The organism is Xanthobacter luteus (genome assembly GCF_040049235.1).
Lineage (GTDB): Bacteria > Pseudomonadota > Alphaproteobacteria > Rhizobiales > Xanthobacteraceae > Xanthobacter.
In genome coordinates this window covers 369,089-390,273 of record NZ_JBDZDO010000001.1, presented here as the reverse complement: position 1 = coordinate 390,273, position 21,185 = coordinate 369,089, and the positions used below count along the sequence as shown (strand labels likewise).

Annotated in this window: 18 protein-coding genes; 9 read left to right on the top strand and 9 right to left on the bottom strand. The window is 70.9% G+C overall.

The genetic code is table 11. From position 1 onward, the window contains the following. Positions 1-104 precede the first annotated feature (104 nt). Positions 105-365 (top strand): hypothetical protein, encoded by a 261-nt coding sequence (locus ABLE88_RS01965; protein ID WP_348829712.1) that lies wholly within the window; start codon positions 105-107, stop codon positions 363-365. A gap of 17 nt (positions 366-382) precedes the next feature. On the opposite strand, the gene miaA is transcribed toward ABLE88_RS01965, so the two are convergent. After that, positions 383-1,321: a tRNA (adenosine(37)-N6)-dimethylallyltransferase MiaA gene (gene miaA, locus ABLE88_RS01960; RefSeq protein WP_348829711.1), complete on the bottom strand. Its 939-nt coding sequence runs from the start codon at positions 1,319-1,321 to the stop codon at positions 383-385. Between the two features lie 21 nt (positions 1,322-1,342). On the opposite strand from miaA, the gene serB reads away from it, so the two are divergent. Further along, a complete protein-coding gene (gene serB / locus ABLE88_RS01955; protein ID WP_348829710.1) occupies positions 1,343-2,242 on the top strand; it encodes a phosphoserine phosphatase SerB in 900 nt (299 codons plus the stop codon). 3 nt (positions 2,243-2,245) lie between these two features. Here the strand turns inward: serB and erpA are convergent, their stop codons facing one another. Continuing rightward, positions 2,246-2,596, bottom strand: a complete 351-nt coding sequence (gene erpA / locus ABLE88_RS01950) for an iron-sulfur cluster insertion protein ErpA (protein WP_348829708.1) — start codon at positions 2,594-2,596, stop codon at positions 2,246-2,248. 78 nt (positions 2,597-2,674) lie between these two features. On the opposite strand from erpA, the gene ABLE88_RS01945 reads away from it, so the two are divergent. The 3 genes from ABLE88_RS01945 (at position 2,675) to ABLE88_RS01935 (ending at position 8,155) form a co-directional block, all read left to right on the top strand. Beyond that, complete coding sequence (locus tag ABLE88_RS01945; RefSeq protein WP_348829706.1) at positions 2,675-3,880, top strand: deoxyguanosinetriphosphate triphosphohydrolase; 1,206 nt, start codon at positions 2,675-2,677, stop codon at positions 3,878-3,880. A 34-nt stretch (positions 3,881-3,914) separates the two neighbouring features. Further along, a complete protein-coding gene (gene argS, locus ABLE88_RS01940) occupies positions 3,915-5,675 on the top strand; it encodes an arginine--tRNA ligase (protein WP_348829704.1) in 1,761 nt (586 codons plus the stop codon). 221 nt (positions 5,676-5,896) lie between these two features. Continuing rightward, positions 5,897-8,155: an SPOR domain-containing protein gene (locus ABLE88_RS01935; protein ID WP_348829702.1), complete on the top strand. Its 2,259-nt coding sequence runs from the start codon at positions 5,897-5,899 to the stop codon at positions 8,153-8,155. Positions 8,156-8,265: 110 nt separating this feature from the next. Here the strand turns inward: ABLE88_RS01935 and ABLE88_RS01930 are convergent, their stop codons facing one another. Beyond that, the gene (locus ABLE88_RS01930) at positions 8,266-9,159 is read right to left on the bottom strand and encodes an ATP-binding protein (RefSeq protein ID WP_348829700.1); all 894 of its coding nucleotides are present in this window, start codon (positions 9,157-9,159) and stop codon (positions 8,266-8,268) included. A 263-nt stretch (positions 9,160-9,422) separates the two neighbouring features. Here ABLE88_RS01930 and ABLE88_RS01925 point away from each other — a divergent pair, with 263 nt between their 5' ends. Then, on the top strand, positions 9,423-10,088 hold the full coding sequence (locus tag ABLE88_RS01925; RefSeq protein ID WP_348829698.1) for a hypothetical protein: 666 nt from the start codon (positions 9,423-9,425) through the stop codon (positions 10,086-10,088). Positions 10,089-10,092: 4 nt separating this feature from the next. Here ABLE88_RS01925 and ABLE88_RS01920 read toward each other — a convergent pair whose 3' ends face one another. Both ABLE88_RS01920 and dusA read right to left on the bottom strand, forming a co-directional pair. Continuing rightward, on the bottom strand, positions 10,093-10,917 hold the full coding sequence (locus ABLE88_RS01920; protein ID WP_348829697.1) for a sulfite exporter TauE/SafE family protein: 825 nt from the start codon (positions 10,915-10,917) through the stop codon (positions 10,093-10,095). A 106-nt stretch (positions 10,918-11,023) separates the two neighbouring features. Further along, positions 11,024-12,019, bottom strand: a complete 996-nt coding sequence (gene dusA / locus ABLE88_RS01915) for a tRNA dihydrouridine(20/20a) synthase DusA (protein WP_348829696.1) — start codon at positions 12,017-12,019, stop codon at positions 11,024-11,026. Between the two features lie 548 nt (positions 12,020-12,567). On the opposite strand from dusA, the gene ABLE88_RS01910 reads away from it, so the two are divergent. Further along, on the top strand, positions 12,568-13,155 hold the full coding sequence (locus ABLE88_RS01910) for an MFS transporter (RefSeq protein ID WP_348831060.1): 588 nt from the start codon (positions 12,568-12,570) through the stop codon (positions 13,153-13,155). Between the two features lie 455 nt (positions 13,156-13,610). After that, positions 13,611-15,788 (top strand): malate synthase G, encoded by a 2,178-nt coding sequence (locus ABLE88_RS01905; protein ID WP_348829694.1) that lies wholly within the window; start codon positions 13,611-13,613, stop codon positions 15,786-15,788. 100 nt (positions 15,789-15,888) lie between these two features. On the opposite strand, the gene ABLE88_RS01900 is transcribed toward ABLE88_RS01905, so the two are convergent. The 4 genes from ABLE88_RS01900 to ABLE88_RS01885 form a co-directional block, all read right to left on the bottom strand. Continuing rightward, positions 15,889-16,377, bottom strand: coding sequence for a DUF2938 family protein (locus ABLE88_RS01900; RefSeq protein WP_348829692.1), 489 nt, complete (start codon positions 16,375-16,377; stop codon positions 15,889-15,891). A gap of 12 nt (positions 16,378-16,389) precedes the next feature. Next, the gene (locus ABLE88_RS01895) at positions 16,390-16,929 is read right to left on the bottom strand and encodes a carboxymuconolactone decarboxylase (RefSeq protein ID WP_348829690.1); all 540 of its coding nucleotides are present in this window, start codon (positions 16,927-16,929) and stop codon (positions 16,390-16,392) included. 15 nt (positions 16,930-16,944) lie between these two features. Further along, on the bottom strand, positions 16,945-18,654 hold the full coding sequence (locus ABLE88_RS01890; RefSeq protein WP_348829689.1) for a thiamine pyrophosphate-binding protein: 1,710 nt from the start codon (positions 18,652-18,654) through the stop codon (positions 16,945-16,947). A gap of 143 nt (positions 18,655-18,797) precedes the next feature. Continuing rightward, complete coding sequence (locus ABLE88_RS01885; protein WP_348829687.1) at positions 18,798-20,132, bottom strand: DUF3300 domain-containing protein; 1,335 nt, start codon at positions 20,130-20,132, stop codon at positions 18,798-18,800. Between the two features lie 213 nt (positions 20,133-20,345). On the opposite strand from ABLE88_RS01885, the gene ABLE88_RS01880 reads away from it, so the two are divergent. Then, positions 20,346-21,179 (top strand): aldo/keto reductase, encoded by an 834-nt coding sequence (locus ABLE88_RS01880; RefSeq protein ID WP_348829686.1) that lies wholly within the window; start codon positions 20,346-20,348, stop codon positions 21,177-21,179. The last annotated feature ends 6 nt before the right edge of the window (positions 21,180-21,185 follow it).

Genomic DNA, 21,185 nt, shown 5'->3' with positions numbered 1-21,185 from the left:
GCGGCGAGAACGCCCCGCCGCGGGCACCGGAAGCTTGACGGCGGGCGTTCGCGCGACATCCTTACGAAGTCGTCAACGCATTGATTCGCTTGGAGCTTGCCCCGGTGAAGCCGCCCGTCCATCGTGCGCGCTCGCGCCCGCTGACGTTCGCCCCCGGCGACCTGCGGGTGCCGATCCTCGCGCGGCCCCTGGCGGTGCTGCCGGCGGGGCACCGGCAGCCGGTGGCCTGGACCTCGCACCATCAGTCGTCCGCCGGCAAGTTCGCCGCGGCATGGGGCACCATCGGCGCGCTTACCATGCTCGCCTTCCTCGCCCATTGCGCCCATCCGGTGATGGCGCTGTGGATCTGGCTGCTCGGCCCGTAAGGCGCGGGCTCGCTCTCTCAGGCTCCAAGTTCCTCGAGCAGCGCGCCGAGCGCGGCCTCCGGCGTGGCGCGCCGCCAGTCGGCCATCTGGTGGCGGAAGAAGGTGTCCTGCCGCTTGGCGTAGCGGCGCGTGTCCGCCTGGCCTTCGGCCGCCGCCGCGTCGAGGCCGAGCTCGCCGGAAAGGTGCCGCATCAGCGCCGGCACGCCGTGGGCTTTTAGCACCGGCCGCGCCGCATCGAGCCGGCGGGCGGCGAGCGCCGCCACCTCGGCGAGCGCGCCCTGGTCCAGCATCTGGTGGAAGCGCGCGTCGATGCGCCGCCGCAGCTCGTCGCGCTGCGCCACCAGCACGAGGCGCACGCAGTCCTCCGGCGCCAGGAACGGCGGCTGGGCGTCCGCCTGCCAGCGCGCGAGGGGGCGGCCGGTGGCCTCCAGCACCTCCAGCGCCCTGAGCACCCGCTGGCGGTCGTTCACATTGAGCCGTGCGGCGGTTTCCGGGTCGCGGGCCAGAAGGCGCGCATGGACCGCGGCATTGGCCAAGCTCTCGGCCCAGGCGCGCACCCGCTCGCGCACCGCCGCCGGGATCGGCGGCACCGCGGCGAGGCCCTGCGTGAGGGCGCGGAAATAGAGACCGGTGCCGCCCACCAGGATCGGCGTGCGCCCCGCGCCGCGCAAAGCGGTGATGGCGGCCTTGGCGTCATCGCTCCAGCGGCCCACCGAATAGTCGGTGTCGGCGTCCACATGGCCGTAGAGCCGGTGTGGCGCGCGGCCGAGGTCGGCGACCGAAGGACGCGCCGTGATGATCGAGAGATCACCATAGACCTGCATGGAATCGGCATTCAGCACCACGCCCCGGCCGTCCGCGCCGAGGCGCTCGGCGAGCGCCAGCGCAAGCGCCGACTTGCCGCTGGCCGTCGGACCTGCGATGAGCACCACCTTCGGCGCCTTCTGCCGCCTCACCTTTTGATGCTCCGGTTGTCCATGGCTCTCGTCGCGACGCTCATCTCCAATCCCGCCGCCCCGGCGCTCACCTATGAGGCGGAGCAGATCGCCCGCTCCGTTCTGCCGCAGGCGGAGGACGCCGTCACCCTCTGGCCCGAGGTTGCGGCCGACATTCCGTTCCTGCCGCCGCTCGGCGCCGATCCCGGCCCGTTCGAGGACAGGCTGCGCGCCGCGCTTTCGGACCATGCCCTGGACGTGGTGGTGCAGGGCCGCACCGGCCGGCGCAAGCGGCTGTTCCTCGCCGACATGGATTCCACCATGATCGGCCAGGAATGCATCGACGAACTGGCGGATTTCGTCGGCCTCAAGGCGCATGTGGCGGCGATCACCGAGCGCGCCATGCGCGGCGAGATCGCGTTTGAGCCGGCGCTGCGCGAGCGCGTCGCGCTGCTGCGCGGGCTGGAGGCGAGGGTGGTGGACGAGGTGCTGGCCGAGCGTATCCGCCTCACGCCCGGCGGGCCGCAGCTGGTGGCTACCATGAAGGCCAACGGCGCCTATGCCGCCCTTGTCTCCGGCGGCTTCACGCTGTTCACCTCCGAGATCGCCGCCCGCATCGGCTTTGACGAGCACCGGGCGAACGAACTGCTGCTGGAGGGGGGACGCCTCGTCGGCGCGGTGGCGGAGCCCATCCTCGGCCGCGAGGCCAAGCTCGCAACCTTGGTGGAGCTGCGCGATCATTTGCACCTCGCCCCCTCCGAGACCCTGGCGGTGGGCGACGGGGCGAACGACCTCGCCATGCTCGCCGAGGCCGGCCTCGGCGTCGCCTTCCACGCCAAGCCGGCGGTGGCGGCGGCGGCGCGGGCGCGGGTGAACCACGGCGATCTGACCGCGCTCTTGTTCATGCAGGGCTACCACCGCGACGAGATCGTCGGGGCGTGAGGCTCAGAGCGAGAAGCTGGTGCCGCAGCCGCAGGAGGAGGCCGCCTGCGGGTTCTCCACCCGGAACGAGGCGCCGATGAGGTCGTCGACGAAGTCGAGCCGCGAGCCGGCGAGATAATCGAGCGAGACCTTGTCCACCAGCACGGTGGCGCCGTCCTTCTCGATCACCAGATCTTCGGGCGTCTGTTCCCGCGTCACGTCGAAGCGGTACTGGAAGCCGGAGCAGCCGCCGCCTTCCACGCTGACGCGCAGCACGCTGCCCGGCGCTTCGGTCGCGAGAATCTCCGCGATGCGCCGGGCCGCGCTTTCGGTGACGGCAAAGGGAAGGGTCTCGGTGTCCGTCTCGGTGTCCATGGCATCGACTTTACGGGTTGAAGCTGGCATTGCGCCATAGGTAAGAGCGCAGGGCGCCGAATTCAAAGGGGGATGTCCATGGCGGTTTCCGGCGCGCGGCCCATGGCGGCGTTCGCGAGCGACGCCACCCAAACCCGCGGGCGCCTGTTCCCGGAGGCGGACATGCCGCCGCGCAGCGCCTTCCGGCGCGACTGCGACCGCATCATCCATTCCACCGCCTTCCGCCGGCTGAAGCACAAGACGCAGGTGTTCGTCTTCAACGAAGGCGACCATTTCCGCACCCGCCTCACCCATACGCTGGAAGTGGTGCAGGTGGCGCGCTCCATCGCCCGCGCGCTCGGGCTCGACGAGGACCTCGCCGAAGCGCTGGCGCTCGCCCACGACCTCGGCCATCCGCCCTTCGCCCATGCGGGCGAGCGGGCGCTGGACGCCTGCCTCAAGGATTATGGCGGCTTCGACCACAACGCCCAGTCGCTGCGCGTGGTCACCCGCATCGAGCGGCGCTATGCCGAGTTCGACGGCCTGAACCTCACCTGGGAGACCCTGGAGGGCATCGCCAAGCACAACGGCCCGCTCACCGACCGGCAGGGCCATGGGATCGGCCGCTATGCCGCCGGTCTGCCCCACGCCATCAAGGCGCATTCTGGCCTCCAGGACCTGGAATTGTGGACCCATGCGGGTCCCGAGGCGCAGGTGGCGGCGATCGCCGACGACATCGCCTATGACGTGCACGACCTCGACGACGGCCTGCGCGCCCGCCTGTTCGCCGTCGACGATCTGAAGGACCTGCCTTTGGTGGGCGCGGCGCTCGCCGAGGTGCGCGCGCGCTATCGCGGGCTCGATGTGCCGCGCACCGTGAACGAGGTGATGCGCCGGCTCATCACCCGCCTGATCGAGGACGTGGTGGCGGAGACCGCGCGTCGGGCCGCCGAGTCGGGCGTCGCCTCGGCCGGCGCGGTGCGAGCGCTGGGCCGGCCGCTGGTGGGCTTCTCCGACCGCGTGCGGGCGCAGGAGGCGGCCATCAAGGGCTTCTTGTTCCCGCACATGTACCGGCACCCCCGGGTGGTCCGCATCATGGAGGAGGCCCAAGGCGTGCTCCGCGACCTGTTCGCCCGCTTCACGGCCCAGCCCTGGGACATGCCGCCCTCCTGGCAGGAGGACCTCGACTTCTCCGACGCGCCGCGCCTTGCCCGGCGTGTCGCCGACTATATCGGCGGCATGACCGACCGCTACGCGCTCGACCAGCACGCCCGCTTCTTTGACTTGACGCCGGACTTGCGATAGGCGCGCCGGCGACCAAACCGATCGGACCATATCCATGAACGTCTACGCGATCTTCGCCGATCACGTGCGCGAAGCCGTCGCCACCCTCGTCGCCGCAGGCGAGATCTCAGGCCGTCCCGACCTCGCGCGCGTGGTGGTGGAGCCGCCGCGCGATCCGAGCCACGGCGACCTCGCCACCAACGCCGCGATGGTGCTGGCGAAGGAGGCGGGCGCGAAGCCGCGCGAGCTCGCCGAGCGCATCGCCGGCCGGCTGAGGGCGGTGCCGTTCGTCGCCAAGGTGGAGGTGGCGGGACCGGGCTTCATCAATCTGGCGCTCGCGGAAGGCTTCTGGCCCAAGGTGCTGCTGGCGGTGCTTGGCGAGGGCCTCGACTTCGGCCGCTCGTCGCTGGGCGGCGGCGAGAAGGTGAACGTGGAATACGTCTCCGCCAACCCCACCGGCCCGATGCATGTGGGCCATTGCCGGGGCGCGGTGTTCGGCGACGCCATGGCGCGGCTTTTGGCCTTCGGCGGCTTCGCGGTGACCAAGGAATACTACATCAACGACGCCGGTGCCCAGGTGGACGTGCTCGGCCGCTCGGCCTATCTGCGCTACCGCGAGGCGGTGACGGGGGAGGCGGCGGACATCCCGGACGGGCTCTATCCCGGTGACTATCTGGTCCCGGTGGGCCGGCTGCTCGCCGAGATGCACGGCCCCGCCTTCATGGCGGCGCCAGAGAGCGAATGGCTGCCGATCTTCCGCTCGTTTGCCATCGGCCAGATGATGGAGATGATCCGCGCCGACCTCACCGCGCTCGGCATCGAGTTCGACGTGTTCTCCTCCGAGCGCGCGCTTTCGCAGGGGCCGGTGGACAAGGTCGGCGCCACCATCGAGGCGCTCCGGGCCTCCGGCGAGGTCTATGAGGGCCGCTTGCCGCCGCCCAAGGGGGCGCCGATCGAGGACTGGGAGGACCGCGAGCAGACCCTGTTCCGCGCCACCGATTTCGGCGACGACGTGGATCGTCCGCTGAAGAAGTCCGACGGCGGCTACACCTATTTCGCCGGCGACATCGCTTACCACAAGGACAAGATCGAGCGCGGCTTCCTCAAGATGATCGACGTCTGGGGCGCCGACCACGGCGGCTACGTCAAGCGCATGCAGGCGGCGGTGAAGGCGGTCTCCGGCGGGCGGGCGAGCCTGGACGTGGAGCTGATCCAGCTGGTGCGGCTGCTGCGCAACGGCGAGCCGGTGCGCATGTCGAAGCGGGCGGGCTCCTTCGTCACCCTGCGCGACGTGGTGGACGAGGTTGGCCGGGACGCGGTGCGGTTCATGATGCTGTTTCGCAAGAACGACGCGACGCTCGACTTTGACCTCGCCAAGGTGATCGAGCAGTCGCGCGAGAATCCTGTGTTCTACGTCCAGTATGCCCACGCTCGAGCCAAGTCGATCCTGCGTAACGCGCTGGAGCAGTTCTCGGATTTGCCGCAGGAGCCGGCCGCGTTCGGGGCCGGGCCGCTAAACCTGCTGGACGACGAAGGCGAGGTCACGCTTCTCAAGCGCCTCGCGGCCTGGCCGCGTTTGGTGGAGCAGGCTGCCGCGGCGCGCGAGCCGCACCGCGTCGCCTTCTATTTGCACGACCTGGCGAGCGATTTCCACGGCCAGTGGAACCGGGGAAAAGACTTGCCATATTTACGCTTCATTATGGAGAATGATCGACAGTTGACCTTGGCTCGCTTGGCCTTGGTCCACGGCGTGGCCACGGTGCTCGCCTCAGGTCTCAGGGTTCTGGGGGTGGAGGCCGTCGACGAGATGAAGTGACCTCTCGTCCTTTGGCCCGGATCGCCGGTAACGCCGGCAAACCGAGCCGCCGGGCGGGGCGGACAACAGAACATCGAGGCGACATGGTCGAGGAAAGCAGGTTCCGCTACCGGCGTGACGACGGCATGGCCGGCGGAGGATCCGCCACGGACACGCGCTATGCGCGGACAGCGCCGCAGCGCGCGCCGATGCCGGAGGTTCGCAGCCTCGATCGCGGGGACATGGCGTCCCGCGGCGTGAATTCGGGCGCCGCTTATGCGGGCGGCGCGACCCGCGACGCCGGGCGAGGGGAATCCGGACGGGCCGATCCCGGCCGTGCCGAGACGCAAGCCGTCCACGGGCAGAGATATTCCCGCGCGCCCGAGCCGCCGCGCGGCGCCGGCCGTCCCGGCGAGAACCCCGCCGAGAACAAGGATTCGCTCGCCGAGCTCGCCCGCCTCATCGGCGACCAGGACCCCTTCGCGGAATTCTCCGACCTCGAACGCAAGGGCGCGAATGCGTCCTCTGCCGAGGACGACGACTACGACGATTACGACACCGACGAGGACCTCGACGCCGACCGTGCCGATGACGACCATGGGCGGGACGCGGAGGACGAGGAGGACGAGGAGGACGACGAGGGCGATCGCTGGAGCGCCGCCGTGGCCCCCGCGCGCCAGCCGGCGCCGCTTCCCGCCTCGCGCGGCGACGCCTATGGGCGCGCCGGCGGCTATGGCGATCCTGCTTCTTTGAGCGGCCGGTCCGCCGCCCCCGCATCGTCGGCCTATGGCCGCGCGGCCGATGGCCGTGGCGCGGCGCCCTCCGGCGCCGGCCGCTATGACGACGAGGACGATGACGTCTACGCCGCCCCGTCGCGACCGGCCCAGCTTCCCGCGCCCCGTGCCGGCGCGGCCTATTCTGCGGCTGCAGCGCCGCTGCGCGCCGCCGCGGCACCAGCCTCGCCGGCCGTGCGCTCCGGATACGGCTCGCTCGCCCGCCCGCCGTCGCTGCCAAGCCCGGCGCAGGCCAATGGCTATGCCTCCCGGCCGGCCGCCGCGTCCTATGACGACGGCGATGACGACGATTACGAGGACGACGACCGCGCCCGCGGCTATGACGCCGAGGACGACGACGATTATGCGCCGCCGGCCGTGGCGCCGCGCGCCGACGCGCGCGCTCCGGCTCCGCGCGCTGCCGATCCGCGCGCCGCGGACGCGCGGGCCTACGACAGCCGGTCCGTGGCTTCCCGCGCGCCCCAGAGCGGCGCCAGCCCGCGTGCGGCGCTTCCGATTCCCGCCGCGGCCGCACGCGGCGAGGCGCGGCGCGCCCCCGATGGCCAGGCCTATGCCGCCCACGCCGCCCACGCCTATGCCACCCCGGGGCAGGCCAGCAGGGGGCAAGGGGCGAAGGGACAGGCGGTCGCGCTCCAGGCGCCGGCGCGCGGCGCCGAGCGCCACGTGCCGCCGGCGCCGGCCTACGACACGGACGATTACGACGACGACTATGACGACGAGGCCTATGACGACGGCCACGGCGCCAAGCCCCAGGATCCGAGGGCCTATGCCCGCGGGGCCGATGCCGCCCGGGGGCGTGCGAGCCATGACCGGGCCGGCGAGGCGGCCTACGCCTATTCCACCGATCGCCGCGACGACAACAGCTACGACGATTACGACGACGCCTACGATCCGCAGTTCGCCGACGACGGCTACATGCCGCCCCACGGCGAGGACATCTACGAGAGCGAGCCGCGCCGCAGGAAGGGCCGCATGGCCCTGCTCATGGTGGCGAGCGTGCTCGGCCTCGCGGTCGCCGGCGCGGCGACCTTCTTCGCCTATCGCATGGCGGTGGGCGAGACCACGTTCGGCTCCGCCACGCCCGAGGTGATCCGCGCCGACAGCGCGCCGGTGAAGACCGTGACTCCGCCCACCGCCGACAGCCAGGGCAAGCTGATCACCGAGCGTCTCGGCGCCGGCGGCAGTCCCAACGAGCGCCTGGTGACCCGCGAGGAGAGCCCGGTTGAAGTGACCGCCGCCACGCGCGCCGGCGCGGGCGCCACCGGGCAGGGCGAGCCCAAGCGGGTGAAGACCTATGCGGTGCGCCCCGACGGCACCATGGCCGCGCCCGCTGGCGGAACGGCCGCCCCGGCGGGGTCCTCGCTGACCGCCTTCGCACCGGTCCAGAGCCCCGGATCCGCCGCGCCCGGCGCGGCGCCGGCCCAGACCGGCGCGGTCGCGCCGCCCGTGGCGGCGAGCGGCAGCTATGTGGTGCAGGTGGCCTCCCAGCGCTCCGAGGCGGATGCGCAAGGCTCCTGGAAGGCGCTCCAGGCCAAGTATCCGAGCCTGCTCGGCAGCTACACGGCGCAGGTGCGGAAGGCGGATCTCGGCGAGCGCGGCGTGTTCTACCGCGCTCAGGTCGGCCCGTTCGCCTCCCGCGACCAGGCCAACGATCTGTGCCAGGCGCTGCGCGGGCAGGGCGGCGACTGCATCGTCAACAAGAACTGAGGCCGCGCGCGGCCTCCGCGCATGGTATCGCGGTTACGGGGCCGCCCGACCACACAGGGGCGCCCGATCGGGCGCCCCTTTTGCATCGCCAGGGTGACGCCTCGGCTTCCTCAGGCGCTCTTGAGCCGCGTGCCGGTGCGGCCGGCGAGGTCCTGCACGAACTGGAACGCGGTGCGGCCGGAGCGGGAGCCGCGGGTGGTGGCCCATTCCAGCGCCTCGCGGCGCCATTGCTCTTCGCCCACCGGCAGGCCGTGATGCGCCACATAGGCCGCGACCATGGCGAGGTACTCGTCCTGGCTGCACTTGTGGAAGCCGAGCCACAGGCCGAACCGGTCGGAGAGCGAGACCTTCTCTTCCACCGCCTCGCCGGGATTGATGGCGGTGGAGCGCTCGTTCTCCATCATGTCGCGCGGCAGCAGATGGCGCCGGTTGGAGGTGGCGTAGAAGATGACGTTGTCCGGCCGCCCCTCGATGCCGCCCTCCAGCACCGCCTTCAGCGACTTGTAGGAGGTGTCGTCGGCGTCGAACGAAAGGTCGTCGCAGAACACGATGAAACGGTGCTTGGAGGCGCGCGCCAGCGCCATCAGAGCGGGCAGGGTCTCGATGTCCTCCCGGTGGATCTCCACCAGCTTGAGCCGCGCGCCCGAGGCATCCTGCACCAGCGTGTTGGTGGTGGCGTGTGCGGCTTTCACGAGCGAGCTCTTGCCCATGCCGCGCGCGCCCCACAGCAAAGCGTTGTTGGCGGGCAGGCCGCGCGCGAAACGCAGCGTGTTCTCCATCAGCTGGTCGCGCACCCGGTCGATGCCCTGAAGCAGGTCCATCTCGACGCGGTTGACGCGCGGCACCGGCTCGAAGCGCCCGGGCGCGGTCTGCCAGACGAAGGCGTCGGCGGCGTCGAAGTCGGGCGCCTGCGGCCGCGCCGGAGCGATGCGCTCCAGCGCGTCGGCGATGCGGGCCATCAGGCTCAGGGTCTCGTCGGCGGAAAAGTCTTTCGGGCTCGTCATCTGGTCCTCCCCGGCCGGGGATAGGGCGCGCGCCGCGCGGCTGCAAGCGGGGCGGCGGGAAAGGCGCGGCCCGAGCCATGCGCAAAGCGCATGGCGAAAATTGCCGTGCGCGGGGAACTTCTGCCACAACTTCTCCCCATGGATCTGGGAGTGCTGTGCTGGAACGAAGCGGCCGGGGGGCCGGGCAGTGCCGCAAGGCGCGCGCGGGTCCCTCGTCCGGCACTCACGCAGCGCGCCGAACGGTGGCCTTCCGGAGACGCCCCATGCCTTTGCCTTCGTGCCGCCGCGGCGGCCGCGCCGTGATCCTGCTCGCCGTGCTCGCCACCGTCGCCGCCGCCCCGGCTCTCGCCCAGACCAAGAGCGAATCGAAGCGCACGGAAAACAAGGACGGCTCCGCCTCCCTCGATTTCTCCAACGAGGTGGCAGATCTCGGCACCAAGGTCGGCCTGTCGGTGAGCGAGCCTTCGGTCGATCCGATGGCCGATCCGGCCGCCGGTCAGGCGACGCTCTCCGGCTCCGCTTATGCCAAGGTCGCGGTGAAGGCGCTGCCGGACTGGCTGTTCTGGCAAAACGGCGCGGTGGACGTCGCGGTCAATCCTGCGGACGAGACCAGCAAGGTCGCCACCAGCCTCACCCGCTCGGTGGGCATCGGCGGCGGGCTGACGGCGACGCTGAAGGACAGCTATTCGTTCGCGCGCGGCGCCGCGAGCGAGTCCTGGGAGACCGACAAGTCGCTGAGCGTCAAGCACGAGGACACCCGCACCACCGTCTCGGTCGGCGCCAAGACCACCCAGGACCAGGCCGGCTGGCTGCCCTCGGTGAGCGCGCAGCAGGAGCTCGCCAAGGGCTTCAACGTGACGACGAGCGTCTCGGATACGGGCTCGGAGATCGCCAAGAGCGTCACCGCCGGCTTCAAGCACCGCTGGTGACCGCTCAGGCCCACACCAGAGCGAGAAAGAACCGCGCGGCGATCAGCAGGAAGAACAGGCCGATCCCCACCTCCAGGGCGCGGTGCGGCAGCCGGTGGGCGAGCCGGGCGCCATAGGGCGCGAACACCATGCTCAGCGGCGCCATGCACAGGAAGCCGATCACCGAGACGTAGCCCAGCGACAGCGGCGGCAGCTCCGACATATGGGGCCAGCCGGCCACCGCGTAGCCGATGACGCCGGGGATGGGGATGATCATGCCGATGCCGGCCGAGGTCGCCACCGCCGCATGGATCGGCACGCCGTAGAGCAGCAGGATGTTGGTGGCCACTCCGCCGCCGGAAATCCCCACCAATGACGCGGCGAGGCCGAGGAAGTAGCCGATCACCCCGAGGCCCATCTTGCCGGGAAGCTGGCCGGCGATGCGGATGTCGTTGCGGCCGACCACGCTCTTGACGCCGAGCACGCCGATGATGCCGACGAAGATCGCCTGCAGCACCCAGCCGTCCACCACCGCGGCGATCGCGGTTCCGGTCAGCATCCCGCCGATCGCCGGCAGGCGCCAGCTCGCGAGCACGCCGGGCAGCACCGCGCCGCGCGCCGCATGGGCGCGGTAGGACATGTAGGAGGTGGGGATGATGACCGCGAGCGAGGTGCCGATGCACAATTGCATGCGCAGGCTCTCGTCCACCCCCACGGCGCGGAACACCTCGTAGAGCACGGGCACCATCACGCCACCGCCCCCGACGCCGAACATGCCGGCCAGCACGCCGGTGACGACGCCCCCGGCCAAGAGAGCCAGGGCGAGGAAGACGATCTCGTTCCAGGGCATGGGGTCTCGGGCGAAGGGAGGGAAGGTCGCCCTGTGCGCCCAAACCGGCAGCCTGTCCAGCGCAATTGCCGCAACCCAGCTGCGCGAAAGCGCGGGGCTTGAGGCCTCAAGCGGCCGCCGGCTCGGCGCGGCGGCGCACCTCGTCGACCGCCGCGCGCAGCACCGCGAGGCCGGCGCCGGGGCGGATCGCCTCGGTGGCGAGCCGGCGGCGATAGAGCCGCGCGCCGCGCCGGCCGGTGAACAGGCCCAGCATGTGGCGGGTGACGTCGGGCAGCCGCCCGCCCGCTTCGAGATGCGCGGCGATGTAAGGCTCGAACGCCGCGACGGCGGCGAACGCGTCGGCGTGGGGCGGCTCCTCGCCGAACAGCGCGCGATCGACGCCGAGCAGGAGCTCGGGGTCCTGGTAGGCGGCGCGGCCGAGCATCATGCCGTCGAGCGGGCCGAGCTCGGCTTGCCCCGCCGCGATGCCGGCGATGCCGCCGTTGAGCACGATCGGCAGGCCCGGCAGGCGCCCCTTGAGGCGCCGCGCGCGGTCGTAATCGAGCGGCGGCACGTCGCGATTCTCGCGCGGTGAGAGGCCCTTCAGCCACGCCTTGCGGGCGTGCACGATCAGCCCGTCGACCCCGGCCGCCACCACCTTGTCGGCGAGCGCGTCGAGCGCCTCTTCCGGGTCCTGCTCGTCGACGCCGATGCGGCACTTGACCGTGACCGGGACGGCGACGGCAGCCTTCATGGCGGCCACGCAGTCCGCCACCAGGTCCGGCTCGCGCATCAGGCAGGCGCCGAAATTGCCGCCCTGCACCCGGTCCGACGGGCAGCCCACATTGAGGTTGATCTCGTCATAGCCGAAGCCGGCGCAGATGCGCGCCGCCTCGGCGAGCGCGGCGGGATCGCTGCCGCCGAGCTGCACCGCCACCGGGTGCTCAGCCGGGGAGAAGCCGAGCAGGCGCGCGCGGTCGCCATGGATCACCGCCGGTGCCGTGACCATCTCGGTATAGAGCCGCGCCCGGCGCGAGAGCGTGCGGTGGAACGCCCGGCAGTGCCGGTCGGTCCAATCCATCATGGGCGCCACGGAAAATCCAAATAACTGATCGTTCGACATTATTGTTGTGGCTTCAAGGAGTTGGGCCGGGTCATGCGCGCGATTCTTCGCCACGGCGCGCCCCAATTTCCGGTTTTTCGACGCGTGAGCGCACACGGAGCGCACACCGATTGGCCACCTTCACTAAACTAAAATCCGGCTCCTGGAGAGCCCTGATCCGTCGGAAGTGGTAGTCCGTCAGCGCGGCATCCCTGCGCCGCAGGGATGCCGGGGAATGGGCGCTCGGCATGGCGCGCCGCGCCGGTCGACAGAAGCCCGCCGTCACGCGCCCATCACCCTGAAGCGGCTCGGCCTCGGGAAAGGCAAGGAGCGGGATCGCCGGCCGACGCAGGATCAACTTGACCGCATCATCACGGCGCGGGACGAGAACCCTCGCCATCAGGGCTCTCAGATGCGCGGCCAACCATCGCCGGCTGCTGGAGCCTATGGGAAACATCCCGCCGGCCGAAGCCGAGAAACGCTACTACGCCATGCTCGGTGAGACAGCCATGGCGGCATGACTTAAACCAAATGGCCTCCGGTGAAGCCGGGGCGGTTCATTCCGCCGCATCTTCGTCGAGCCTGCCGTGTGGCTGCTCGTGGCGGTGTCGTTTTTCATCCAGGTCGGATTTTACGGCTTGAACATGTGGCTGCCGACCTTGCTGAGGGCGCTCGCGGATGCGGGTTTCGGCGCGGTGGGGCTGATTGCGGCGCTGCCGTACGTCACGGCGATCGTGTTCATGGGGGCAAACGGTTGGTGGGTTGACCGCAATCGGCGCTACCAGCGTCATGTACTGATGTCGCTTGTTCTGGCCGCGGTCAGCCTCGTTGCCTCGGTAATGATCGGCCAGTCTTTCGTCGTGGCTTGGATATTCTTCATCTGCCTCGCAATAGGCGGTGCGCTGTCCTATGAGGGGCCGTTCTGGGCGGCGGCGTCGCGGGCGGTGCCCGTGGCGGCGGCGGGCGCCGCGGCCGGCCTCATAAATGCGGTGGGCAACCTCGGGGGCTTTCTGGGACCTCGTCTTGGCGGCATCCTGCTGGATAGGAGCGGAGGCCAGTTCCTCACCACAGCCATAGCGCTCGCCGCGTCGTTCCTGGTGGCGGGCCTGTTGATGCTGATGGTCCGCTTGCGTCGCGACAAGATGGCACTGGCTTAGATCTTGGCATCGAGGCGCCGAGCGGCGATCCGGTGACGGACCCATCATCGCCACCGATCCGCGCGGCGGCTGGCGACGCCGTCACCGCCGGCAAGGGCGCCCTAACCCTCGCGGATGTCGGCGAGGACACGCAGATCCTGCAGCTCGGCCTCCCCTCGAGGGGATGGAGGACCTCCAGATGTGGACCCCGATCCGGCGCGCTGAGATCGACCCTCTGGCGGGTCAGATCATCACCCGGTCGCACCTGCGCAGCGACCGGCTGGCGGGAAGCCCGGTGGGTTATCTTTACGAGTAGAACGACCCGGCCGGCTTGGCCTATAAGGCTTGGCTGAGGCGACGGAAGTTTCTGGTAAAACAATAACGACTGGTGAAGGCGAGCCCGCCGCCGCCGCGATCGCGGCCGGCATTTCCTCAGGATGCGGTCTCGCCTTGGGAAAGGGTGACTGACGGTGACGATGGCAAATGGGACGGGAGCCCGGGTGGAACGCGCCGGGCTGCAGATCGCGTGTGTTCTGCACGATTTCATCGAGACGGAGGTTCTGCCCGGCAGCGGCATCGACGGGGAGGCGTTCTGGGCCGGCCTGTCCGGCATCGCCCACGATCTGGCGCCGCGCAACCGCGCGCTGCTCGCGCGGCGCGAAGACCTGCAGAAGACGCTCGACCAGTGGTATCGCGACAACGGCGCGCCGATCGACCTCGAGGCCTACAAGGCCTTCCTTGCGAAGATCGGCTATCTGGTGCCCGAAGGGCCAGCCTTCCGCGTGACCACGACCGGCGTCGATCCCGAGATCGCCCAGGTCGCCGGGCCGCAGCTGGTGGTGCCCGTGATGAACGCGCGCTACGCGCTGAATGCCGCCAATGCCCGCTGGGGATCGCTTTACGACGCGCTCTACGGCACCGATGCCATTCCCGAAAGCGAGGGGGCGGAGAAGGGCAGGAGCTACAATCCGGGCCGCGGCGCAAAGGTCATTGCCTGGGGCCGCGATTTCCTCGATCAGAGCGCGCCGCTCGAGAAGGGGTCCTGGACCGATGCCGGCCCGCTTTCCGTAAAGGACGGCGCGCTCGTGGTCGGCGCCACTGGGCTTGCCGACCCGTCCCAGTTCGCCGGCTATCGCGGCGCAGCGTCCGCGCCCTCCGCCGTGCTGCTGAAGAGGAACGGCCTCCATGTGGAGATCGTGGTGGACCGGGCCAGCGTCATCGGCAAGGACGACGCCGCCGGCATTTCCGACATCGTTCTTGAGGCCGCCCTCACCACCATCCAGGACTGCGAAGATTCCGTCGCGGCCGTGGACGCGGAGGACAAGGTCGTCGCCTATCGCAACTGGCTGGGCCTGATGAAGGGCGATCTCAAGGAGGAGATCGCCAAGGGCGGGCGCACCTTCACCCGCAGCCTGAACCCCGACCGGGAATATACCGGCCCGGACGGCGGCAGGCTGGTTCTGCCCGGCCGCTCGCTCATGCTGGTGCGCAACGTCGGGCACCTGATGACCAATCCCGCCATCCTGCTCAAGGACGGCTCGGAGATCCCCGAGGGCATCATGGACGCGGCGATCACCGCGCTCGTCGCCCTCGCCGACATCGGTCCCAACGGGCGCCGCGCCAACAGCCGCGCCGGCTCCATGTATGTGGTGAAGCCCAAGATGCACGGGCCGGAGGAGGTGGCCTTCGCGGTCGAGATCTTCGCGCGTGTGGAGGACCTGCTCGGCCTTCCCCGCGACACCATCAAGGTCGGCATCATGGACGAGGAGCGCCGCACCACGGTCAACCTCAAGGAATGCATCCGCGCTGCCGCGAGCCGCGTCGCCTTCATCAATACCGGCTTCCTCGACCGCACCGGCGACGAGATCCACACCTCCATGGAAGCCGGCCCCATGGTGCGCAAGGGCGACATGAAGCAGGCCACCTGGATCGGTGCCTACGAGAATTGGAACGTGGACACGGGCCTCGAATGCGGCCTCGCCGGCCATGCCCAGATCGGCAAGGGCATGTGGGCCATGCCGGACCTGATGGCGGCCATGCTGGAGCAGAAGATCGCCCACCCCAAGGCCGGCGCCAACACCGCCTGGGTGCCGTCGCCCACCGCCGCCACCCTGCATGCCACGCACTACCACAAGGTGGACGTGCACGCGGTGCAGGCCGCGCTCCGCAACCGGGCGAAGGCCAAGCTGGACGACCTGCTGACCATCCCCGTCGCCGTGCGCCCGAACTGGACGCCGGAGGCGATCCAGCAGGAACTGGACAACAATGCCCAGGGCATCCTCGGCTATGTGGTGCGCTGGATCGACCAGGGCGTCGGCTGCTCCAAGGTGCCGGACATCCACGACGTCGGCCTGATGGAGGACCGCGCGACGCTGCGCATCTCCTCCCAGCACATCGCCAACTGGTTGCGTCACGGCGTGTGCAGCGCGGCGCAGGTGATGGAGACCATGAAGCGCATGGCGGCGGTGGTGGACCGGCAGAATGCGGGCGACCCGCTCTATCGCCCCATGGCGCCGGACTTCGACGCCTCCATCGCTTTTAAGGCGGCGTGCGACCTGGTCTTCAAGGGCCGCGAGCAGCCGAGCGGCTACACCGAGCCGCTGCTGCACCAGCGCCGGCTGGAGCTGAAGGCTCAGCGGGCCGGCCGGGACTGATCCGGCCCGTCCGCCGGGAGCGCGGCGGAGCACCGCGCTCCGGATGTCGGCAGGCTGAACCCGCGGGTCCCGGCCGCGGCGCCGCGGCTGCGGGCCTGCGTTATCCGCCGATCAAAGGCCGAGCGAGCAGGTCGCCGGCCCAGAGCCCAACGCCGAGCGCGAGGTGGCTGGAGAAATCGTGCGCCAGCACCGTCGTCCGATGGGGCACCTTGCGCGCCATCACGCCCGCGCCCAATACCGGCTCCATGAAGAACCAGGTGACCGAGACCGACAAAGCGGCGAACACCAGGGCCGAGCCCAGCGCGGGCGGGGCGCCCACCACCTGCCACATGAAAGCGAGGTAGGCGAAGGCGTAGCCGATGCCGACCGCGTAGTGGACCAGCCAGCCGATCGGGCGCTCGTTCGGGATCGGCGGAGCGCGGGCGATGTCGGGGTGGGAAAATTCGCCGTCCTTGAAGTGGCCGACCCAGCGGCCGATCAGGCCCCAGTCGGTGATCGGCAGGCCGAAGGCGCGGCGGCAGACCTGCTGCCACGCATCGAGCGCGGCGGTCGCGACCACGCCGACGACCAGGACGTATAAAATTACCATTCGATAAATCCCTCAGCGCGTGTCGGGATTGGGCAAGGGAACGTCGAAGCAGCCGTTCACCATGGCCATCATGGAATAGAAGCCGCACAGCGTGACGATCTCCAGCAGACCCGCGACGCCAAAGGCGGCGATGGCCTCGTCCTGGAGCGCCTGCGGGATCGACTGGAAGGCGAAGGCGCAGTCGGTCACCTGGTCCACGGTGTCGAACGGGCGCGGGAAGTTGCGTTCGTTCTCGGCCACTTTCCGCGTTATCGCTTCGGGAAGGCCGGCGGCGCGCGCGGCGGCGAGGTGGTCGTCCCACACGAACGCGACCTTGGACCGCTTGGCGAGGATCAGCACCACGAACTGGTAGACGTCGCGCGGCAGCCGGCTCTCATATTTGTAGAACCAGCCCAGCTGCTCGATCAGCTTGGCCAGCTCGGGGTGGTTCAGAAGCGGGATGTAGGGGCCGAGATAGTGCACCCCCTTGGCGGCGCGCCGGGCGAGGATGTCCTCATAGATGGCGCGGCCGGTGCCGGTGAGGGTCGCGGTGGGATCGGGCAAGGCGGCCATGAGCTCTGCTCCCGCTCACTCGTGGTAGGACCAGGCGTGGGCACCGGCGGCGAAATCGTAGACCGGGGTCGGGCAGTCCTTGTCCGCCTTCACGTCGATCACCACCGTGGTGCCGGCCGCGACCGCCTCCTCCATCGCCTTGGGCAGGTCGGCGGGGTCGGTGACGGTGATGCCGTGGGCGCCGAGCGCGCGGGCAAAGCCGGCCCAGTCGTGGTCCACCACGCTGGTGAGCTCGGCGGGCAGGGCGCCGTACTGGCGCGCCCGGAGCCAGACATTGCCCAGCGCGCCGTTGTTCAGCACCAGATAGATCACCGGCCGGCCATAGCGGGCGGCGGTCTGCACCTCCATGCCGTGCATCTGCATGCAGCCGTCGCCGGTGATGACGGCCACCCGCCGGTCCGGCCGGGCGCACTGCACGCCGATCGCCGCCGGGATGGCCCAGCCCATGGGGCCGAGATTGGTGGCCGAGATGTAGGTGCCCGGTCCGTAGGCGGTCCAGTAATGGCCGGCGAAGGCGCGGTGGGCGCCCGAATCCACCAGCACGATGGCGTCGCGCGGCAGCGCCGCGCGCAGGGCGACGATGGCGCTCGCGGGGTGGATGGGCTTGCCCGGGCGGTGGCAGTTCTCGGTGTCGTAGAGGCGCGGGCCGGCCATGATGCCGGCGATCCACGCCTCCCGGTCCGCCTGGGACCGGGCGAAGGCGGCCGCCTCCATCTCGCTCAGCCGCGACAGGCGCTCGAGGAAGGCGCTCGCATGGCCGGCCACCACATGGTCCGCCCCGGCCACGGTCGCGAGCTCCGCCTGCGCGGTGTTGACGTGCACGAACAAAGCCTTGGAGCGCTGGCGCAGGGTCCAGTGCATGGTGTCGCGCTCGTTCAGGCCGGAACCGAGCACCAGCAGGACGTCGATCTCGTCGGACAAGAGCGCCGCCGTGGCATGGCGCGTCCCGGCATAGCCGAACACGCCGAGCGAGAGCTTGTGGTCCTCGGGAAACACGCCCTTGGCGCGCAGCGTCGTCGCCACCGGGATCGCGAAGCGCTCGGCGAACGCCTGGAGCGCCGCGGCCGCCGCCCCGTCCGCGACGCCGGCGCCGGCGAGCACCGCAAGGCGCGGCGCGGCGGCCAGGAGCGGCACCGCGCGCTCGGCCGCCGCCCGGTCGAGCGGCGCCGCGGCGAAAGCGGGCAAGACCGGCGCATAATCGGCATCGCAGTCGCCTTCGAGCACGTCGCGGGCGAGCGAAAGGTGCACCGGCCCGCGCGGCTGCGAGAGCGCCTCGGCGAGCCCGTGGCGGAGCGCATGGCCGAGATTTTTTGCGCTCGCGACCGTCAGCGAGAGGCGGGTCACCGGGCGCATCAGCGCGGTGTCGTCGAGGGTGAACTGGCTCGCGTCCTGGAATTCGCCGAGCCCCTCCATGGCGACCGGGATCTCGCCCGAGAGCAGCAGAAGCGGCGAGGAATCGGTCTTTGCCGCCGCGGCCGCGGTGGCCATGTTGGCAAGCCCCGGTCCGCCGATGCCGAGCACCGCGCCGAACCGCCCGCTCGCGCGGGCATAGCCGTCCGCCATGTAGGCGGCGCCGCCCTCATGGGCGGCGACGATGGGGGTGAGCCTGGGCTGACGCGCCAAAGCGGGCATGAAGGGATCGACCAGCCCGCCGGGCACCATGAAGAGATGGTCGAGGCCTTCCGCCACCACGGCGTCGAGCAGGAAATCGGTGCCGAGGGCCATGGCGTGCTCCCAAGATGCGACCGCGATGTGCCCCGGCGGACCCGGTCGACGCGCGCCGGCCGTTCGGGTTCGCGCGCGGGCATGCCGGGATGCCGGCTCGGTGCGGTGCCCGCGGGGTCCGTGCCCCCGCGGGCGTGTCGCGCTCAGCGGCCGCGATGCGGCCTCGCGCCGCCGGACGGCCGGGCGCCGCCCTGCGGACGGGCGCGCTGCTGCGGGCGCGCCTTCTGGGGCCGCGGCCGGGCATTCTGCGGGCGCGCCTGCTGGGGCCGGGGCCGCGCCCCCTGGCTGGGACGCTGGGTGCTGGGCCGATTCTGCCCGGCGCTCGGCCGGTTCTGGCCGGCGCCCTGACCGGGGCGCGCGGGCGGGACGGTGGCAGGACGGTCGGGACGCGCCGGGGGCGCAACGCCGGGCCGGCCAGGTCCGCCGGGACCGCCCGGTCCACCCGGAAGGCCGGGGCGACCGGGGCCGCCGGGGCCTCCCGGAAGGCCTGGACCGCCCGGTCCGCCCGGACCACCCGGGAAGCCGGGACGACCCGGTCCGCCGATGGGTCCGCCCGGACCACCCGGACGGCCCGGAGGCGGCGCGCCGGGGCGCCCCGGCCGCCACGGACCCGGCCCCCAGGCCGGCGGACGCGGCCCGGGACCGCCCCAGCCCCAATGGGGCGGGCGGCGCCACGCCGGCGGCACCACCCAGACATTGTTCCAGTAGCGGTTGTTCCAGCCCCAGCGGTTGTTCCAGGCGGAGCCCACCAGCACGCCGGTGCCGAACACCAGGGCGCCCACCGCCGCGGTGGTGAAGATGGTGGAGGTATCGTAGGTCGGAACGTAGATGGTCTCGGGATTGGACGGGGTGATGTAGATCACCTGCTTGCCGTTCTCCTGGCGGGTGGACACCACCTGCTGCGGCGTGGTCTTCAGGTTGCCGAGCTCCTGCGCCTTGGCGCGCAGCATCTGGACCACGGTCGAGACGTCCTGCGGCTGGCGCACGAAGGCATAGCCGATGGATTCGGTCCATTCCATGTGGCTCGCCAGCAGGGTGACCACGTCCGGGAAGCGCACCAACGCCTGCACCGAGGCGTCCCATCCCATCTTGTCCACGGCGGAGAAGTCCCGGGCCTTCACCGCGGCCGGGTTGTCGGCGATCCACTTGCTGGCAGCCACCAGCTGCTCGGGGAAGGCGGTGGCGGGCATCAGGATCGCCAGCAGCGGGTCGGGATAGAGCGCGATCGGACCGAAGATGTATTCGAGGTCGCTCACCGAGTAAGACGGCGCGTCCGCCGGGATCGGCGCGGCGGCATCGGCCGGCGCCTGCGGCGGCGCGCCCACCGGCGGTGCGGCCTGGGCCGGTTGCGCCTGCGGCGCCGGGGCCTGCGGCTGTTGCGCCGGCTGAGCCTGCGGCTCGGCGGGCGGCTGCTGCGGCGCCTGCGCCAGCGCGGGGTAGGCGATGGTGGACCAGGCAAACACCGAGGCCGTGAGCACACGGGCCAAGTTTCCGGCGTGGATGAGGGACCGCCGATGCGGGTAGGGCACTGCCACTTCTTCCTCCAACCAGTATTATCCGCCGACCTGACGCGATTTTTATTCCCATCGCAAGCGGATAGTGCAAGGCGCGAGGGCGCCGGCGGAAGACCCCATCTTGGTCCGGCGCGCCCGCTCGGCTATGGTCGCAGCCCCAGCAAGGATCGATGTCGCATGGCAAAAAGCGTGACGTTGCCGGGGGGCGAGCGCGTGCCCGCGCTCGGCCAGGGCACCTGGTTCATGGGCGAGCAGGCGCGCCGCAAGGCGGACGAGGTGGCGGCGCTTCGGGCCGGCATCGACCTCGGCCTCACCCTCATCGACACCGCCGAGATGTATGGCGACGGCGGGGCGGAGATGGTGGTGGGCGAAGCGGTGAAGGGCCGGCGCGACGCCGTCTTCCTGGTCAGCAAGGTCTATCCGCACAATGCCAGCCGCGCCGGCGTCGTCGCCGCCTGCGAGCGCTCGCTGAAGCGGCTCGCTACCGACCGCATCGACCTCTATCTGCTGCACTGGCCCGGCAGCCATCCGCTCGCCGAGACCGTGGCCGGCTTCGAGGCGCTGCAGGCGGCGGGCAAGATCCGCCACTACGGCGTCAGCAATTTCGACGCCGACGACATGGCGGCGCTGTTCGCCGCCGGCGGCGGCGCCTGCGCCGCCGACCAGGTGCTCTACAACCCGGCCCGGCGCGGGCCGGAGTTCGACCTGTTCCCGCTGCTGGGGCGCCACGGCATCCCCATCATGGCCTACAGCCCCATCGAGCAGGCGCGCCTGCCGCGCGGCGGGGCGCTGGGGGCGGTGGCGAAGAAGCACGGCGTCGATCCGTTCCAGGTGGCGCTCGCCTGGGTGATGCGGCGCCCGGACGTGATCGCCATCCCCAAAGCGAGCCGCATCGCCCATGTGGAGGCCAATGCGGCGGCGCGCGACCTCGCGCTCGATGCCGACGACCTCGCCGCCATCGACGCCGACTTCCCGCCGCCGCGGCGCAAAGGCGCGCTCGAAATGCTCTGAGCGGGC

What these genes read in the sequence shown, in the direction of transcription:
- serB (WP_348829710.1), top strand. Translation starts at nt 1,343, where the DNA reads ATGGCTCTCGTCGCGACGCTCATCTCCAATCCCGCCGCCCCGGCGCTC.
- erpA (WP_348829708.1), bottom strand. Translation starts at nt 2,596, where the DNA reads ATGGACACCGAGACGGACACCGAGACCCTTCCCTTTGCCGTCACCGAA.
- ABLE88_RS01945 (WP_348829706.1), top strand. Translation starts at nt 2,675, where the DNA reads ATGGCGGTTTCCGGCGCGCGGCCCATGGCGGCGTTCGCGAGCGACGCC.
- argS (WP_348829704.1), top strand. Translation starts at nt 3,915, where the DNA reads ATGAACGTCTACGCGATCTTCGCCGATCACGTGCGCGAAGCCGTCGCC.
- ABLE88_RS01935 (WP_348829702.1), top strand. Translation starts at nt 5,897, where the DNA reads ATGGCGTCCCGCGGCGTGAATTCGGGCGCCGCTTATGCGGGCGGCGCG.
- ABLE88_RS01930 (WP_348829700.1), bottom strand. Translation starts at nt 9,159, where the DNA reads ATGACGAGCCCGAAAGACTTTTCCGCCGACGAGACCCTGAGCCTGATG.
- ABLE88_RS01925 (WP_348829698.1), top strand. Translation starts at nt 9,423, where the DNA reads ATGCCTTTGCCTTCGTGCCGCCGCGGCGGCCGCGCCGTGATCCTGCTC.
- ABLE88_RS01920 (WP_348829697.1), bottom strand. Translation starts at nt 10,917, where the DNA reads ATGCCCTGGAACGAGATCGTCTTCCTCGCCCTGGCTCTCTTGGCCGGG.
- dusA (WP_348829696.1), bottom strand. Translation starts at nt 12,019, where the DNA reads ATGTCGAACGATCAGTTATTTGGATTTTCCGTGGCGCCCATGATGGAT.
- ABLE88_RS01905 (WP_348829694.1), top strand. Translation starts at nt 13,611, where the DNA reads ATGGCAAATGGGACGGGAGCCCGGGTGGAACGCGCCGGGCTGCAGATC.
- ABLE88_RS01900 (WP_348829692.1), bottom strand. Translation starts at nt 16,377, where the DNA reads ATGGTAATTTTATACGTCCTGGTCGTCGGCGTGGTCGCGACCGCCGCG.
- ABLE88_RS01895 (WP_348829690.1), bottom strand. Translation starts at nt 16,929, where the DNA reads ATGGCCGCCTTGCCCGATCCCACCGCGACCCTCACCGGCACCGGCCGC.
- ABLE88_RS01890 (WP_348829689.1), bottom strand. Translation starts at nt 18,654, where the DNA reads ATGGCCCTCGGCACCGATTTCCTGCTCGACGCCGTGGTGGCGGAAGGC.
- ABLE88_RS01880 (WP_348829686.1), top strand. Translation starts at nt 20,346, where the DNA reads ATGGCAAAAAGCGTGACGTTGCCGGGGGGCGAGCGCGTGCCCGCGCTC.